Source organism: Synechococcus sp. O70.1 (genome assembly GCF_047462215.1).
Classification (GTDB): domain Bacteria; phylum Cyanobacteriota; class Cyanobacteriia; order Thermostichales; family Thermostichaceae; genus Thermostichus.
The window spans coordinates 1-14363 of record NZ_JANSIT010000026.1 but is presented as its reverse complement, the minus strand read 5'-3'; the positions used below and the strand labels follow the sequence as shown (position 1 = coordinate 14363).

13 protein-coding genes and 1 pseudogene are annotated in these 14363 nt (G+C 59.9%); 4 read left to right on the top strand and 10 right to left on the bottom strand.

What is annotated here, in order from left to right; all coding sequences use genetic code 11:
• A partial coding sequence (locus tag NW833_RS10835; RefSeq protein WP_414412469.1) for a FecCD family ABC transporter permease occupies positions 1 to 769 on the bottom strand: 769 nt, incomplete at its 3' end.
• A gap of 373 nt (positions 770 to 1142) precedes the next feature.
• Between NW833_RS10835 and mutS the strand changes: the two genes are divergently transcribed.
• Positions 1143 to 3818: a DNA mismatch repair protein MutS gene (mutS, locus tag NW833_RS10830; protein WP_414412468.1), complete on the top strand. Its 2676-nt coding sequence runs from the start codon at positions 1143 to 1145 to the stop codon at positions 3816 to 3818.
• Positions 3819 to 3822: 4 nt separating this feature from the next.
• Here mutS and NW833_RS10825 read toward each other — a convergent pair whose 3' ends face one another.
• Positions 3823 to 4386: a cofactor assembly of complex C subunit B gene (locus NW833_RS10825; RefSeq protein ID WP_414393962.1), complete on the bottom strand. Its 564-nt coding sequence runs from the start codon at positions 4384 to 4386 to the stop codon at positions 3823 to 3825.
• Positions 4387 to 4927: 541 nt separating this feature from the next.
• Between NW833_RS10825 and sigC the strand changes: the two genes are divergently transcribed.
• A complete protein-coding gene (sigC, locus tag NW833_RS10820; RefSeq protein WP_414412467.1) occupies positions 4928 to 6028 on the top strand; it encodes an RNA polymerase sigma factor SigC in 1101 nt (366 codons plus the stop codon).
• Here sigC and murJ read toward each other — a convergent pair.
• From murJ to NW833_RS10790, 6 genes are all read right to left on the bottom strand, one after another.
• On the bottom strand, positions 6025 to 7620 hold the full coding sequence (gene murJ / locus NW833_RS10815) for a murein biosynthesis integral membrane protein MurJ (RefSeq protein ID WP_414412466.1): 1596 nt from the start codon (positions 7618 to 7620) through the stop codon (positions 6025 to 6027). The genes sigC and murJ overlap by 4 nt on opposite strands.
• Positions 7621 to 7789: 169 nt before the next feature.
• Positions 7790 to 8134 carry a DUF4278 domain-containing protein gene (locus NW833_RS10810; RefSeq protein ID WP_414393957.1) on the bottom strand — a complete coding sequence of 115 codons (345 nt, stop codon included), beginning with the start codon at positions 8132 to 8134 and terminating at the stop codon, positions 7790 to 7792.
• Between the two features lie 171 nt (positions 8135 to 8305).
• Positions 8306 to 9142: a HEAT repeat domain-containing protein gene (locus NW833_RS10805; RefSeq protein ID WP_414412465.1), complete on the bottom strand. Its 837-nt coding sequence runs from the start codon at positions 9140 to 9142 to the stop codon at positions 8306 to 8308.
• Positions 9143 to 9160: 18 nt separating this feature from the next.
• The gene (locus NW833_RS10800) at positions 9161 to 10018 is read right to left on the bottom strand and encodes a phycobilisome rod-core linker polypeptide (protein WP_414406279.1); all 858 of its coding nucleotides are present in this window, start codon (positions 10016 to 10018) and stop codon (positions 9161 to 9163) included.
• Positions 10019 to 10184: 166 nt separating this feature from the next.
• Entirely contained in the window at positions 10185 to 10667 is a 483-nt protein-coding gene (locus NW833_RS10795) for a phycocyanin subunit alpha (protein ID WP_414393953.1), read from the bottom strand.
• Between the two features lie 85 nt (positions 10668 to 10752).
• On the bottom strand, positions 10753 to 11271 hold the full coding sequence (locus NW833_RS10790) for a phycocyanin subunit beta (protein ID WP_414393951.1): 519 nt from the start codon (positions 11269 to 11271) through the stop codon (positions 10753 to 10755).
• 678 nt (positions 11272 to 11949) lie between these two features.
• Here NW833_RS10790 and NW833_RS10785 point away from each other — a divergent pair.
• Together NW833_RS10785 and pheS are read left to right on the top strand one after the other, a co-directional pair.
• A complete protein-coding gene (locus tag NW833_RS10785; RefSeq protein ID WP_414412464.1) occupies positions 11950 to 12561 on the top strand; it encodes a chromophore lyase CpcT/CpeT in 612 nt (203 codons plus the stop codon).
• 112 nt (positions 12562 to 12673) lie between these two features.
• The gene (gene pheS / locus NW833_RS10780) at positions 12674 to 13675 is read left to right on the top strand and encodes a phenylalanine--tRNA ligase subunit alpha (RefSeq protein ID WP_414410842.1); all 1002 of its coding nucleotides are present in this window, start codon (positions 12674 to 12676) and stop codon (positions 13673 to 13675) included.
• 6 nt (positions 13676 to 13681) lie between these two features.
• On the opposite strand, the gene NW833_RS10775 is transcribed toward pheS, so the two are convergent.
• Entirely contained in the window at positions 13682 to 13975 is a 294-nt protein-coding gene (locus NW833_RS10775; RefSeq protein WP_414393947.1) for a PipX family protein, read from the bottom strand.
• Positions 13976 to 14076: 101 nt separating this feature from the next.
• Positions 14077 to 14363 (bottom strand): annotated as a pseudogene (locus NW833_RS10770) (TIGR04376 family protein); the annotation flags it as partial.

Here is a 14363-nt window from a genome sequence, read left to right as displayed (position 1 = left end):
ATCCCAATCCCAAGCCGACCAGGATATACGCCCCGGCCACCTGCACCTCTGGCCAGCCCCGCCCGCTTAAGCTGCCGATCAACCAGGTGAGAGCCACCTGCACCCGGTCATCTGCCATCAACAACAAGGTGGAGCTAATGGCCCCAAACAGGGCGCTGACGGCCACCCCCGCCAAGATCAGCCGCTCCACCGCCAGTCCCGAGCGAGTACGCGCCAACCCGTACACCAACACGGTAGTCAGCACCCCGCCCACCCAAGCGGCCAGGGGCACCCAAGCCGTCCACTCTCCCAAGGTGAGCAACCCCACCGCCGCCAGGCCCGCCCCCGCCGAAATGCCCAGCAGGTAGGGATCCGCCAGCCCATTGCCCAGCATCCCCTGCAACAGGGCCCCTGCCATCCCCAGAGCCGCCCCCAGCAACTGGGCCAAGAGCGCCCGCGGCAGCCGCAACTGCCAAACAATCGTCTGCCGAATGGGATCCCCCTGCCCCCACAGGGCTTGCCAGAGTTCTAGGAAAGTCATGGGAACGGATCCCAAAGCAATCGAGACCAAAAGTACTAGGAAAATGAAACTCAATAGCAAACAGGTCAAACCGATTGGCGAGAGCAGCCGCTTTCTTTGCCCCCAGCCTCTGCCCCCCTCAACCTCTGTATACGGACACTCGCGATCGACCAGCACCGGGAAAACCTCTCGAGCTTTGCCCAGGAAGAGAGCCTTCTGAGGCCAAGAAACCCCCTCCGCCCGCAAGGGCAGGATAGAAAACTCAGCCAAGTTGGCCAGGCCTCCCTCCCGAGCTTTATTGAAAGTCAAACTCAACAAAACGTAGTCGCTAGAATAGCAAGGCTTCTTGGATGTTGCAAGTCAGTTTCAATAGCTTGTGCCTAAATTTCTCCCTCTTGCGCTTCAGGGCTTTTGGACAAGACCGGGCAGCGCCTCTGCCCAGCCATTCAGACTTACCTCAGGGGGGATCCAACTACCCTGAGCGAGGTCATGGCAACCAACCGCGAAATGGGAATCAGGGGAGAAGGGCTGGGGAAACGTCTCAAACTTCATCTAGACCTGGATCTAGAATGGCCCAAGCTGGTCGGCCCGAGTTGGCTAGACTCCGAACCTTCAGCCCATTGCTGGCCCACGTTTTGATGCCATGAGTTCTTCCGCCGAGCCTACTTGGGATGCCTTAGAGGTAGATCCCGCCCTGCTCACCCCCATGATGCAGCACTACGTAGAGCTGAAGCGGCAGTACCCCCACGCCATCTTGCTCTACCGCCTAGGGGATTTCTACGAGATGTTTTTCCAGGACGCGGAAGTGGTGTCGCGGGAGCTGGAGCTGGTGCTCACCGGGCGGGAAGCAGGGGCCATAGGACGGGTGCCCATGTGCGGGATCCCTTACCACGCCTTTGACCGCTATGCGGCTCAGTTGGTGGCCAAAGGCTATGCCCTGGCTGTTTGCGACCAGATGGAGCCGGCGGATCAGGCCAAGGGCTTGGTGCGGCGGGAAGTGACGCGGGTCATCACCCCCGGCACGGTCATCGAAGAGGAGCTGCTGCAGGCACGGCAAAACAACTACTTGGCCGCCGTGGTCCGCCTGAGAGGCTCCAAGCAAACCCCCTGGGGCCTGGCTTACGCCGACATTTCTACCGGCGAGTTCTGGGTCTGCCAGAGCGAGGGGCAAGAGCAGCTAGAACAGGAGCTGGCCCGGCTGCAGCCGGCGGAGATCCTGCTGCCCACCGAGGAAGGGCTGGGCCTGGGCTTAATTCGGCCTGGGGATCCCCAAGCTCCCCTGGGCCTGCCCGGCCAGTACACCTATACCCTGCGCCCAGCGGAGCCCTTTGAGCTGGCGGTGGCGCGAGAAAACTTGCTACAGACCTATGGCCTGCGCTCTTTGGAGGGCTTGGGCTGCGAGGGGCTGCCCCTGGCAATTCGGGCGGCGGGAGGGCTCTTGCACTACCTGGAGGAGACGCAAAAGAACCTGGTGCAGCCTTCTCCCCAGGGGGGCCATCCCCTCCTACGTCCCCCTCGCACCTACCAGTTGACGGATTACCTCATCTTGGATCCCCAAACCCGCCGCAACTTGGAGCTCACCCAGACCATCCGCGAGGGGGCCTTTGTCGGATCCCTGCTCTGGGTGCTGGATCACAGCCGCACCGCCATGGGAGGACGCACCCTGCGCCGTTGGCTGCTGCAGCCTTTGCGGGATCTTGAGCAAATCCGCCTCCGCCAGGACACCATCCAGGAGCTGTTGGAAAACCCCTCCCTGCGCACCCGCCTGGGATCCCTGCTGGACTCTCTCTATGACCTGGAGCGCTTGGCCAACCGCGTCGCCTCCGGCACCGCCAACCCGCGCGAGCTGGTGGCCCTGGGCTCCTCCTTGGGCAAACTCCCCCAACTGGCGGAGCTGGTGGCCGAAGCCAAGACCCCTCTCCTGCAGAGCTTGCAGCAGGTGGATCCCGCCCTGGTTGACCTGGGCCGCCGCATCGAGCACACCCTCCTGCCCTCCCCTCCCCCTGTGCTCACCGAAGGGGGGCTAATCCGGCCCGGCGTCGATCCGGAGCTGGACAGGCTGCGGCAGCAGGTGGAGCAAGACCGCCAGTGGATTGCCCAGTTGGAGAAAACCGAGCGCGAGCGCACTGGGATCCCCACCCTCAAAGTCGGCTTCAACAAGGCTTTCGGCTACTACATCAGCATCAGCCGCGCCAAGGCCCAGCAGGTGCCAAAAGACTACATCCGCAAGCAGACCCTGACTAACGAAGAGCGCTTCATCACCCCTGAGCTCAAAGAAAAAGAAGCCCGCGTCCTCACCGCTCAGACTGAGATCAACCAGCGGGAATACGAGCTGTTTGTGCACCTGCGCCAAGAGGCGGGATCCCAAGCTGCCGCCATCCGCCAGGTGGCCCAGACCCTGGCCGCCGTCGATGCCCTGTTTGGCCTGGCCGAGGTGGCCGTGCAGCAGGGTTACACTCGTCCCGTCATCACGACCGACCGCCGCCTAGTCATCGAGGAAGGGCGCCATCCGGTGGTGGAGAAGTCTTTGCCCCAGGGCCTATTTGTCCCCAACTCGGTGCGTCTGGGATCCCCCCACGGCCCGGATCTGATTGTCCTCACTGGCCCCAACATGTCGGGCAAATCCACCTATTTGCGGCAGATCGGGCTCATCCAGATCCTGGCCCAGATGGGCAGCTTTGTGCCGGCAAGGCGGGCGGAGCTGGGCCTCTGTGACCGCGTGTTTACCCGCATCGGCGCTGTCGATGACCTGGCCACGGGACAGTCCACCTTCATGGTGGAGATGAACGAGACGGCCAACATCCTCAACCACGCCGGCGAGTGCTCCCTGGTGCTTTTGGACGAGATTGGCCGCGGCACCGCCACCTTCGACGGCCTCTCCATTGCCTGGGCGGTGGCTGAGTACCTCGCCACCCAGGTGCGCGCCCGCACGATCTTTGCCACCCACTACCACGAGCTCAACCAACTGGAGACCCTGCTGCCCAACGTGGCCAACTTCCAGGTGGTGGTGAAAGAGCTGCCGGATCGCATCATCTTCCTGCACCAGGTGCAGCCTGGGGGGGCCGACCGCTCCTACGGCATCGAGGTAGGGCGCATGGCCGGCCTGCCCCAGCCGGTGATCGAGCGGGCTAAGCAGGTGCTGGCCCTAGTGGAACAACACAGCCGCATTGGCCTGGGCCTGCGCAACCAAGGGAAAAGCCGCCTTTCCCCCAAGAAAAAACAGGCTGAACAACACCCTGAACCCCTCGAGATCCGCAACCCCGCCCCGCCGGAGCAACTGTCTCTAATCCCGGGCTCCCTCTTTTCCGAGGAGCCTTAGGGCTCTACCCTCGCTCCGGCTCCCGCTCTTGCAGCCCCAAGCTGGCGGCCAGCACCTCCAGCTCATCCCGCTGCCCCTCCACCCACAGCAGGGATCCAGGGGGTGGGTCAGCCTCTTGCAGCTTCAGGCGAAGCCGCTCCAGCCGGTAGTTGCGCCGCCAGTAGTACCAGCCCGCCCAGGGAGCGGCCAGCACCAGCGTCCAGGGCCAGGCTCTCCAGCTCGGCTCCAGCAGGGACAGCACCAGAGCCAGACAGGCCAGACCCACTCCTGCTAGCCCTGTCAAAAAAACAGCCAACCCAACGCTGGGCCGGGCCTGACCGACAAAGGTGGCGATCCCCTCGGCATCGGCAAACTGCAAGCGATAGGCCCGCCCTTCCAGGTGCTTTCGGAGAAGGGATCCCATTTCCTCCAGACTGCGGCTGCTAGAATAGAAGCGGGTTTCGCTGCGATCTCTACCTGAGGCTCGCAGAAAAAAGAATAGGCCGATCCCCAGAAGCAGCGTCAGCGCTAGGGTAGAAATGGCCTCTCCCTTCAGGGAGAGAGGGAGTGATGTAGCTACCCAGTTCATAGGGATGACAGGAACGAACCCCATCTGGTCGGGCGGCTTGACCTGTAGCCTCTCCACCGTAGCAGGAAAGGGGCAGAAAAATAGCTCGTGGAAGTTGACCCTCTACCTCCTAGTTTAAGTTCTGCAGAGAGGTTGGTTGCCTCCGGCAGTAGCCACGCTTGGTAGATCCTACCTCGACGCAGGAGCAATGGCGCAGCAGCAAAAACCCTGCGCTTTCCAGCAACCGTGACGACGGCTCAGGGGGGAGAAATCTGCGCCCAATCTCATGCAGCTAAGCTGAGAGAGGCAACTATAATTAAGTTAAAGTTATGATAAGGGGCTTACACTTCGCCAGCAGGTGGCTTCCTTCGTGGCTATCTCAGCTGTTCCCTACCGAGGGCAGGATTCCAGGGTTGGACTTAGCCAGAGGAGAGTGTTGTCTCCGCAGGGATGATGACAGCGCACAGCCACTGTCCTTGGGGAACCCTCAACTTAGCCCCCTCTTCAATGTTAGTCCAGCTGCTTGACTGTCTCTGTTGCTATTTCACTCAGTAGCACTTACATGTCTATCTACGAACCTGAAGCCAACGACACTTTGTTTGAAACCCCAACCGACCTCCTCGACCTGACGGAGGAGGAAGAGGCGGAGTTTGCCGAAAGCGAGTACGCCGAAGAGGGGCCAGCTCGACCCTCCACCGACCTGGTGCGCCTTTACCTCCAGGAGATTGGACGTGTTCCCCTCTTGGGACGAGACGAGGAGGTGGCGCTGGCCCAAAAAGTCCAAGACTACATGAAGCTCTTGGATGTGCGCCTGCGTTTGCAGAAAGAGCTGGGGCGGGAGCCTACTCTGGCAGAATGGGTGGCTAGGGCCAACCAGTTCCCCGAGTGGGCCAACCTTACGCCTGAAAAGCTGCAACAGATCCAGCGCATCGGCAAGCGGGCCAAGGAGCAGATGATCAAGGCCAACCTGCGCCTGGTGGTGTCGGTGGCGAAAAAATACCAAAACCGCGGCCTGGAGCTGCTGGATTTGATCCAGGAGGGCACGCTGGGCCTGGAGCGAGCAGTGGAGAAGTTTGACCCCAAAAAGGGTTACCGCTTCAGCACCTACGCCTACTGGTGGATCCGGCAGGGGATCACCCGGGCTATTGCCACCCAAAGCCGCACCATCCGCTTGCCTGTCCACATTACCGAGAAGCTAAACAAGATCAAAAAAGCCCAGCGCAAGCTTTCCCAGGAAAAAGGCCGTACCCCCACCATTGAGGACATTGCTTCCGAGCTGGAGATGACCGTGCCCCAGGTCAGGGAGCTGCTGGTGCGGGTGCCGCGCTCGGTTTCTCTAGAAACCAAGGTGGGTAAAGACAAGGATACCGAGCTAGGGGATCTGCTGGAGACCGATGACATCTCTCCCGAGGAGATGATGCTGCGCGAGGCCCTCCAGCGCGATCTGCAGCAGCTGTTGGAGGATCTCACCAGCCGCGAGCGGGATGTGATTCGCATGCGCTTTGGGCTGGGGGATGGTCGCACCTACTCCCTAGCGGAAATTGGCCGCGCCTTGGATCTATCGCGGGAGCGGGTACGGCAAATCGAGGCCAAAGCCTTGCAGAAGCTGCGGCAGCCTAAGCGGCGCAACCGGGTGCGGGATTACCTGGAGGCCATCAATTAGGGGCGAGCAAGCCGCCTCCAGATCTGGAGGGCCAGCCCCTCCACCTCCGGGATCCGCAGATACAGAGCTCCAGCTACCACTAGGCTTAGGCCCAGGCCACCGGCCAGCCCAGCCCAGACAAGGGCGGTGAGCAGGGGGGATCCCAAGATCTCGTAGGCGCGTAGCTGCATCCACAGCCAGTGGCTAAGCCCACCAGCTAGGACGGTGATCCCCAGCAGGGGCAGTAGGGCTTGTCCCATCTCTTGCCAGGGGATCCCTGGCAGGCGCTGGTGAAGGCAGATCCCCAGTCCAATCAGGGCTACTAGGTTAACCCCTGCTGTGGCCAGGGCAATGCCTGGTGCCCCAAAGACCTGTAGAAATAGGAAGTCCAGAAGGGCGTTGAGGCCAATGGCTAGGCCACTGATGCGCAGGGGCGTGGTTCCGTCCTCCAGAGCGTAAAAGATGCGCACCAGCACATCCCGCAGCAGGTAAAAGCTCATCCCCAGGCCATAGGCCATCAGCAGAGCCGCCACCTCCTGGGTTGCCTCCGCCGTAAAGCGACCCCGTTGGTAGGCCACCTGGACAATGGGTTCGGCCAAGGCCACCAACAGCATGGCAAGGGGCAGGGTGAGGATGGCGGTCACCATCAACCCTTGCCGGATGCGCCGGCACAGCTCGGGCCATCGGTCTCTCTCTCCTGCTAGTTGGGCATAGAGGGGCATCAAAGGCACCAGCACCATGTTGGAAAGGATCCCCAGGGGGGTTTGCACCAAAAGCTGGGCGTAGCCCAAGTTGCCGATGGTGCGATCCCCGGGCACAAAGGAGGCAAAAAAGAGATCCACGTAGACATTGATGTGGATCATGCCAGAGGAGATGACCGCTGGCAGCATGAGCAGGCCCACGGCTCGCACCTGCGGGGATCCCCACTCAAAGCGCAGCCGCAGCCGCCCCAGCCCCAGCCGCTGCTGCAACGGTACCTGAGCCAACCACTGGGCAATGGCCCCGACAAGTACGCCCCAGGCCAGCAAGGTTGGGATCCCTGTCCACCCCAAGCTAAGCAGGATCCCGATGACTGCCAGGCTGGAGATCAGGGGGCTGAGGGCAGGCAAGAGGTAGTGCTCGGCCGCATTGAGTGCCCCAAAGCCAATGCCAATCCACCCCGAGAGCAAGGCCAGCGGCGCCATGATCCGCAGTTGCTGGGCAGCAAGGGCATGAACTGCAGGGCTGGATCCCGGCGCCGTCAGGCGCACTACCCAGTCTGCTCCCCACCATAGGCCCAAGGTCACGGTTAAGAGAAGACAGCCCACCAAGGTGGAGATTGACTCCAGCCAGCGGGCTGCTGCTTCTCCTGAGAGCTGCTGCTTTTTAAGAATGCTGACGATGGCACTGTGAAAAGGACCGTTGATCCCGCCCAGCAGGATCAACAAGAAACCGGGCAGGACATAGGCCACCCCAAAGGCGCTGTACTCCAGCCCCGAGCCGTAGATTGCCGCAATCAGAGCCTGCCGGACAAACCCCATACCCTTGCTGAGCAGGGTAGCACCAGCCACTAGCCCCGCTACTGAGAGCAAGGAACGGTGGGAGGAAGAGCCCCCTGGGATCCCTTCCTTCATGCCCTAGCTCCCCACCGCCGCCTTGGCAGGGGGCAACTGGCGAGATGCTGCCGTCCCTTCCTTCTCGAAATCCACCCGCAAGCTCACAGCCGCTACCCCCCTCGTTCGGCATAGGGCAGCACTATTATCCCGCATTCTCCTGACCTGTGGAGGGAGGTCGAGGAAGAGCTCAGGCCAGGAGTTGTCGCTCCTGCTCCAGTTGCTGCAACAGATGCTCATCCCCGCGGGCCTGGGCGGAACGGATGCGCTCCTGCAGCCGGCGCAGCAGATTCTGCCGATGGGTTTCCATATGCGGGGAGATAGTTGCCGGCGCCCTGCTCGCTGTCTTCGCCACTGGGTTGAGGGCAAGGCCTCGATACGTCAAGGCAAAAGACTGTGGCAGCGCCACAGATGCCGATTGAGCTGGCCAGTCCCACGCTAAGCCCCGGTACCGCACTCGCACCGCCTGCCGCTGGCAGCTCGCGGGGGCAGAAGGGACAAAGACGTAGGCAATGCCGCGATAGGTCAGTTGCATATGAAGAGTCCCCCAAGTAGACGGCGGCCATCTGACGGGGAAAGCAACTTCCGTAGCCCGCTTCTCGGGAGCTGTAGGACAACAGCTTCAGCTTCCCTGGCGTGGCCCAGAGGGTAAAACCCAACTTCATTCTGTATCAGCTTTAACAAAATAAGCCTTTGGATGTCAACTTTAAAGCAGCTCGTCGATTAGCCGTAGCACCTGGTGCAAGTTAGTTCCGTCTTCCTTTCCACGTCTGAGGCTCACCTCCACCAACTGCTTGAGGGCAAGCAGCTTGAGGTTAGCCTCTACTGCCGCTCTCGCCATGGCCGGAGCTGCCGGCAAATAGCCGCTGGCCCCTAGATCCAGGAGGGCAGCCCGCCGCAGATGAACGTTGGGATGAGCCAGCAGCGACAGCAGAGGCTCAAGAAAAGTGGGATCTCCTGTCAAGCGGTAACAGGCCTGCCCTGCCGCACATTGCAAACGAAGGGAGGGGTGATCCTGGTAGAGGCGAATCGGCTCCAGGGCAGAAGACACCTGCAGTTGTCCAAGCGCTTCGATGAGGGCCTCTAAGGCAGCAAGGTTTTCGGTCTGGAGACCCTGCTCCGCGCGGCGCAGCCCCTGCAGCAATGCTCCTCCCAAGTCTTCAAGCTGGGCGGGATCCCGGTCGAGGAAGTTGGCCAGGGCAATCTCGACCAGCGCCTGGGCTGCTGCCGCCACCACTTGGCCGTCGGAGCAGCGCAAAGCCTCTTTTAGAGCCGGGATCGCCGCAGGGGATCCCAGCTTGCCCAGGGCGCGGGCGTCATTGCGCCGCAGCGGATATCCCCCCTGGGCCGTGCGATCGGTCTCATCGGCCAGCGCCTCGATGAGGGCCGGGATCCCCTCTCTCACCCGCATGCGCCCCAGCCACCAAGCCGCGTAGTAGCGTTCTCCCGGATCCCCGTATCGCAGCTTGGCAATTTGCCCAGCCGGGGTGAGATCCGCCGACGGATAGGAGTCTGGAGGAGCTACTGGGCTCAAGGAGTCCACAGGCCAAAACTCCAACAGCTAGGCGCTGCGGACGCTGACAATCTTGGCGCCCGCTTTGAGAAGTCGCTGCATTGTTGCCGAGAGTTGATCGGCAGAAACGAAGATCTGCTGGTTGGATTTGCGCACGCGGCTAGAAGTCGCTAGGGCCGAGGGTGGGTTGAGCAGCCGCGTTACCTCAATGCAAAACATGCGGTCAGACTGACCCGTGGGCGGCCCCAAGTGCTTGGAAATGGGGCTGGGTGGCAGCAGTCCTCGTACCCCAATGCGGCGAATAGCTGGGGTAAACCCAGTGGCCAGGGGAATCATCAGGCGCGGCCTCCGCCCCTGGGAGCGGTCGTTGTTGGCATAGCCTCCGTAAAGAGCAAAGAGGTTGGTAAAGTCGCGGGTGGTGTGGGCCTTGCGGTATTCAAAGCCGCGTGGATGAGGAACAATGTTATCGCCAAACGCTTCTAGGTATTCTGGGCTGTCAATGTAGGAGTCAATCTCCGCGCTGTGGCCTCCCGAGTGATAGATATCTAGGTGGCGGGCAATGTCTTTTGGACTGGTGGGAGCTCGCCCCAAGAGATGCTTAAAGTTAAGCTCGATGGCGCGGGTTTGCGAGTTGGGGTAGAGAAACCGCCGCTTGTAGGCTTCCGACTTGGCAAGCAAACGCACAAATTCTCGCACCGTCAAGCTGCCCTGGCGCAGCAACGATTCCGCACTGGCCAGCTCCTTCCTGTCGGAGGCAAATAAGTGATCGTTGCCCAAAACCTGGCGATAGATAGCCCGCAGGATGGCGTTGAGCTGCTCCTGGCTGGCATTGGGGCGCAACTCTAAAGGAGTTGTCTCTGTGATGCCCCGGATCCCCATCCGGCTTGCCGCTGTAATTCCGCTCATGCTAACTCCTCAAATCCAACAAACCAGCTAGACCAACTTTGAAACTGAAAGATTTACCCCCTCAAGATCTCCTCCCTGCAGAGCCACGGCCACTGCAGCCTACGGAGAGGGATCCCCTTCACCCCGGGGATCCCTACTGCCTTGAACCCAGCTTTGGGGTTAAGAACTAGCTGAGCGCGTTGATGGCGTAGTCAATATAGGCGTTGGCTTCAGTGGCTGCTTGCCCGGTCAGGCCATGGTTGGCCTTGATGTAGCGTAGGGCTTCAATGTACCAACTGGGAGAGAGTTCAAAAGCAGCATTGATCTCTCGGATCCCGGCCAGCATACATTCGTCCAGGGGGCCAGTGCCACCGGTAACCAAGCAGTAGGTGATATAGCGCAGATAGTGGCGCACGTCGCGGGCACACTTGTCTTTACCCGCCTGGGTGTAGCATTGTCCCCCTGGCTGAGTGGTGTAGGGGAACTTGGCATAAACGGCCTCAGTGGCACCGCGCACCAGCTCCTCGGCACGGCTGCTCAGGACGCGAGCTGCTTCCATGCTAGCGGCTGCCCGCTGAAAACGGCCGCTGATGGCTTGCAATTCGCTGTTACTGAGATAGCGTCCTTGGCTATCGGCAGTGGCAATGGCATCAACAATTGGGGTTTGCATGACTCAAAACGCTCCTTTACCTCAGCTCAAGTCAAGGCAACAATACAAAGGATTCAAAGCTTAGCTTGCAAATAGCTGCGGAATACTAGACCACTGCAGCAGCGGCGCGATCGAAGTAGGACTCGATTTCGGCAATCAAAGCACTGCAGTCGCCGCGCGTAATGCCATTGGGATCATTGACCACTGCCACTGCCGCCTTTTTCATCTTCTGGATGCCATTGGCCACAGAGCTGCCAGGGGTGCCAAGAGCTTGGTAGGTTTCCCGCAAGCCATTCAGGCAGCGCTCATCCAGGACGCTCGGGTCTCCAGCCGCCACGGCGTAGGTAATGTAGCGGAGGATGATGTCCATATCCCGCAAGCAGGCAGCCACGTTGCGGCTTGGATAGGCAGGGCCGCCAGGAGCATTCAAATTAGGCTCCTCAGCAAACAATTCGCGGACAGCATCGGTCACGATTTTGGAGGCGTTGCTGGTGATGCGGTTCACTGCGTCCAAACGCTTGTTTCCGTCAGCAATCACCTGCTGCAGTGCCGCAAACTCGTTTTCTCCCAGGAAAGCGCCTTTGGCATCAGCTTGGGCAACAACTTTGCTAAATACGTCGTTCATGGTTCTCAATCTCCTAGCGAAAGCAAAAGAGGCTAAATCTCTACTAGAGGGCAAAAGCGCTCTATGAACCCAGCAGTCTTTTGCAGCTTCCCTACCGAAGAGCCCTGTTAGCGCAAATCTTTGCCCTAACAGAACCACCGGCAGGAACCCCCTCACCTCACCTTGCCTAGCCAGCTTCAAGAATGAAGCCACTTGCTGGCAGACTGTGGGGAATCGGGGTGAAACAAGGATTTTTTGCTGCTGACACCCTGCACTGGGTAAGTGAGGAAAAGCCAGCTTGCCTTGCTTCCAGTTCTTACTTCTACCGCGAGGTCGGGGAGGGATTGAATCAAAAAATGTAAAGGGCCTTTACTAGATGCAAACAATCCCAGATCTGCTCCTAGTAGGCAACTCTGGCCTTTTTGTCCAAATCCTTTGGGGCCTTGGTTTTTACAAAAAACAATGCTACTTTACATGAGTTTACAATATCAGGAACGACGACAGCCTTGCTCATGGCTTTGCAGCCAACTTCTGTATCCAGGTAAACTTTCTCATAAAGTACACATAATTTAACACTTGTGTCAGTCTCCTAGGTAAGGCAAAGCTGAGAGAAAATCTGAGCAGGCTTTCACCGGGAAAACGCGGCCCGGAAAACCCCAGACTTAGCCGTGTAGTGGCCCCTACTCTGGCTTTGAGGCTATGGCGATCCAGTTGCAGCCCACCTTCTCTCCCGAGCTGCTGCAAATGGCGCGGTGGCTAGCGGGAGACTTCAGCAACCAAGAGCAAGCCTGGGAGAACCCGCCTTTTTTTGCCTCCATCCGGGTGGCTTATCGCCCCTTGCCAGCCGGTGTGTTGGCAGGGATCGGCTTTTATGTGGAGCAGGCCTACAGCGGCCATCTGGAGGAGCCCTATCGTCAGGCGGTGGTGGAGCTTACCCAAGTAGGGGACGGGATCGTGATTCGCAACTACCGTCCTCTGGAGCCCCAGCGGTGGCGGGGCTGTGCCCGCGAAAGAGCCGGGCAGCTCAGCCAATTGAGCCCTGCGGATCTGGCCTACCTGCCGGGGTGTGATGTGCATGTGAAGAGGCAGGGATCCCAGTTTGTCGGCACCACAGAGCCGGGGTGTCGCTGTTGGGTAGTGCGCAACGGCCAAACCACCTATTTGCAGACCACGCTGCAGTTGAGCGAAAGCGAGTTCTGCAGCCACGACCGAGGCATGGATCCAGTTACCCACCGCCAGGTGTGGGGGGCATTGGCAGGCCCTTTTCGCTTTCGCAAAGTTGTCGATTGGCAGAGGGAGCTGCTGCAGTAGGAGGCGCTGCAGGCAAAAATGATACGGTTGAAGAAGTGACCTAGCCCACAGCAGGGATCCTCCTTCCTAGCTGCTTGGCTGGGCTACCACAAGTGGGGGAATAACCGACTCCATGCAAGAGGAACAGGACATCCTGCGCCAACAGCTGCTTGCCCTCCAGGAAGAAGCACTTGCCCAAGTGGCTCAGGCTGCCGAGCTAGACGCCCTGGAGCAAATCCGCATTGACTATCTGGGGAAGAAGGGAAAGCTCTCCAAGATCTTGGGGGGAATGGGGAAGCTGCCGCCGGAAGCAAGGCCAGCTATCGGCGCTTTGGCCAACAGCTTCAAAGAGGCCCTGCAATCCAGCCTGGAGGAGCGCAAACGGACCCTAGCCGAAGCCAAGCTCCAAGCCCGCCTAGAAGCAGAGCGTTTGGATGTCACTATGCCGGGGCCGCGCCGGCCGCTGGGCCGGGTTCACCCGCTGCAGGCCACCATTGACCGCATGCTCGACATCTTTGTGGGAATGGGCTATACGGTAGTCCATGGCCCGGAGATCGAGACGGAGTACTACAACTTCGAAGCCCTCAACACCCCTGCCGACCACCCGGCGCGGGACATGCAGGATACCCTCTATCTAGAAAAGGGTTATCTGATGCGCACCCAAACTTCTTCGGTGCAGGTGCGCTACATGGAGCAACACCAGCCGCCTCTGCGCATTGTCCACGCGGGACGGGTGATGCGCCGCGACAAGGTCGATGCCACCCACTCGGCCGTGTTTCACCAGGTGGAAATCTTGGCAGTAGGGGAAAACCTTACCTTCACTGACCTCAAGGGCACCCTCAAGGAGTTCGTGACTCGCCTGTTAGGCCAGCAGGAAACCCGCTTTCGGCCTAGCTACTTTCCCTTCACGGAGCCCTCGGCTGAAATGGACGTACGCTTTGGCTCCAAGTGGCTGGAGATTTTCGGCTGCGGCATGGTGGATCCCAATGTGTTTCAGGCAGTTGGCTATGACCCAGAGCGCTACACCGGCTTTGCGGCAGGGATCGGTGTCGAGCGGGTGGCCATGCTCCTGCACGGCGTTCAGGATATCCGGCTGTTCTACAGCAGCGACCTGCGCTTTCTGTCGCAATTCTAGAGCGGCTTAGGAAAAGGTGCGTTTGTAAACCAACTGCAGATGTTCCAGCTCGTCTTTGCGGTTGGCGCGGCGCAGCAAGCGCATCTGCTCTTCGAGAACTTGGCGGGCTTCGTTGCGGCTAATCGGGTCAAAGACCAATTCTTCCACAGCAGAGGGGTCGTCGTCAGCGGGGGGCTTGAAGTAGACCCGAAAAAACAGCCTTTGGGCATAAAGGGTGGTGAAGATGGCCTCCCCTTCGTTAACCTGACACAGGCCGTAGAGCAGACCAAATGTGGGGTGATTTAGATAGAACTCTTTCATGCGCAATAGCGTACCACTCTTGGGCCGCTCTTGGGGGAAGGAACTTGTTTCAAAGACAGCATCACCGGGGCTATAAGAAAGAGTTTTTCACGAGGAAGCCGTTATTGCCGCCGCTGTTCCTGCACCTTCTTTCTTATGGTGTCCAATTCTTTTTCCACTTCGAGCTGCATCTCCAGCCGCCGAAATTCCTCCTCCAACTTATCCTCAAACAGACTGCCCCAGGGGTTGAACTTCCGATCCGGCTCGCTGGCCTTCTGGGTTTGGGCGGCTTTGACTTCTTGCAGCTTGGTGCGCACCTCTTGGCGGCGCTGGGCAATTTGCGGCAGCAGAGCTTCCAGTTGCCGGATTCTCTCCTCCAGAGCCTTCCCTTGGGTGAATAACCGGCTCC

Bases quoted from the DNA above. Each gene is read 5' to 3' on its own strand.
- NW833_RS10810 (WP_414393957.1), bottom strand. From the start codon at position 8,134: ATGCAACTGACCTATCGCGGCATTGCCTACGTCTTTGTCCCTTCTGCC.
- murJ (WP_414412466.1), bottom strand. From the start codon at position 7,620: ATGAAGGAAGGGATCCCAGGGGGCTCTTCCTCCCACCGTTCCTTGCTC.
- NW833_RS10825 (WP_414393962.1), bottom strand. From the start codon at position 4,386: ATGAACTGGGTAGCTACATCACTCCCTCTCTCCCTGAAGGGAGAGGCC.
- sigC (WP_414412467.1), top strand. From the start codon at position 4,928: ATGTCTATCTACGAACCTGAAGCCAACGACACTTTGTTTGAAACCCCA.
- NW833_RS10785 (WP_414412464.1), top strand. From the start codon at position 11,950: ATGGCGATCCAGTTGCAGCCCACCTTCTCTCCCGAGCTGCTGCAAATG.
- NW833_RS10790 (WP_414393951.1), bottom strand. From the start codon at position 11,271: ATGAACGACGTATTTAGCAAAGTTGTTGCCCAAGCTGATGCCAAAGGC.
- NW833_RS10775 (WP_414393947.1), bottom strand. From the start codon at position 13,975: ATGAAAGAGTTCTATCTAAATCACCCCACATTTGGTCTGCTCTACGGC.
- pheS (WP_414410842.1), top strand. From the start codon at position 12,674: ATGCAAGAGGAACAGGACATCCTGCGCCAACAGCTGCTTGCCCTCCAG.
- NW833_RS10795 (WP_414393953.1), bottom strand. From the start codon at position 10,667: ATGCAAACCCCAATTGTTGATGCCATTGCCACTGCCGATAGCCAAGGA.
- NW833_RS10800 (WP_414406279.1), bottom strand. From the start codon at position 10,018: ATGAGCGGAATTACAGCGGCAAGCCGGATGGGGATCCGGGGCATCACA.
- mutS (WP_414412468.1), top strand. From the start codon at position 1,143: ATGAGTTCTTCCGCCGAGCCTACTTGGGATGCCTTAGAGGTAGATCCC.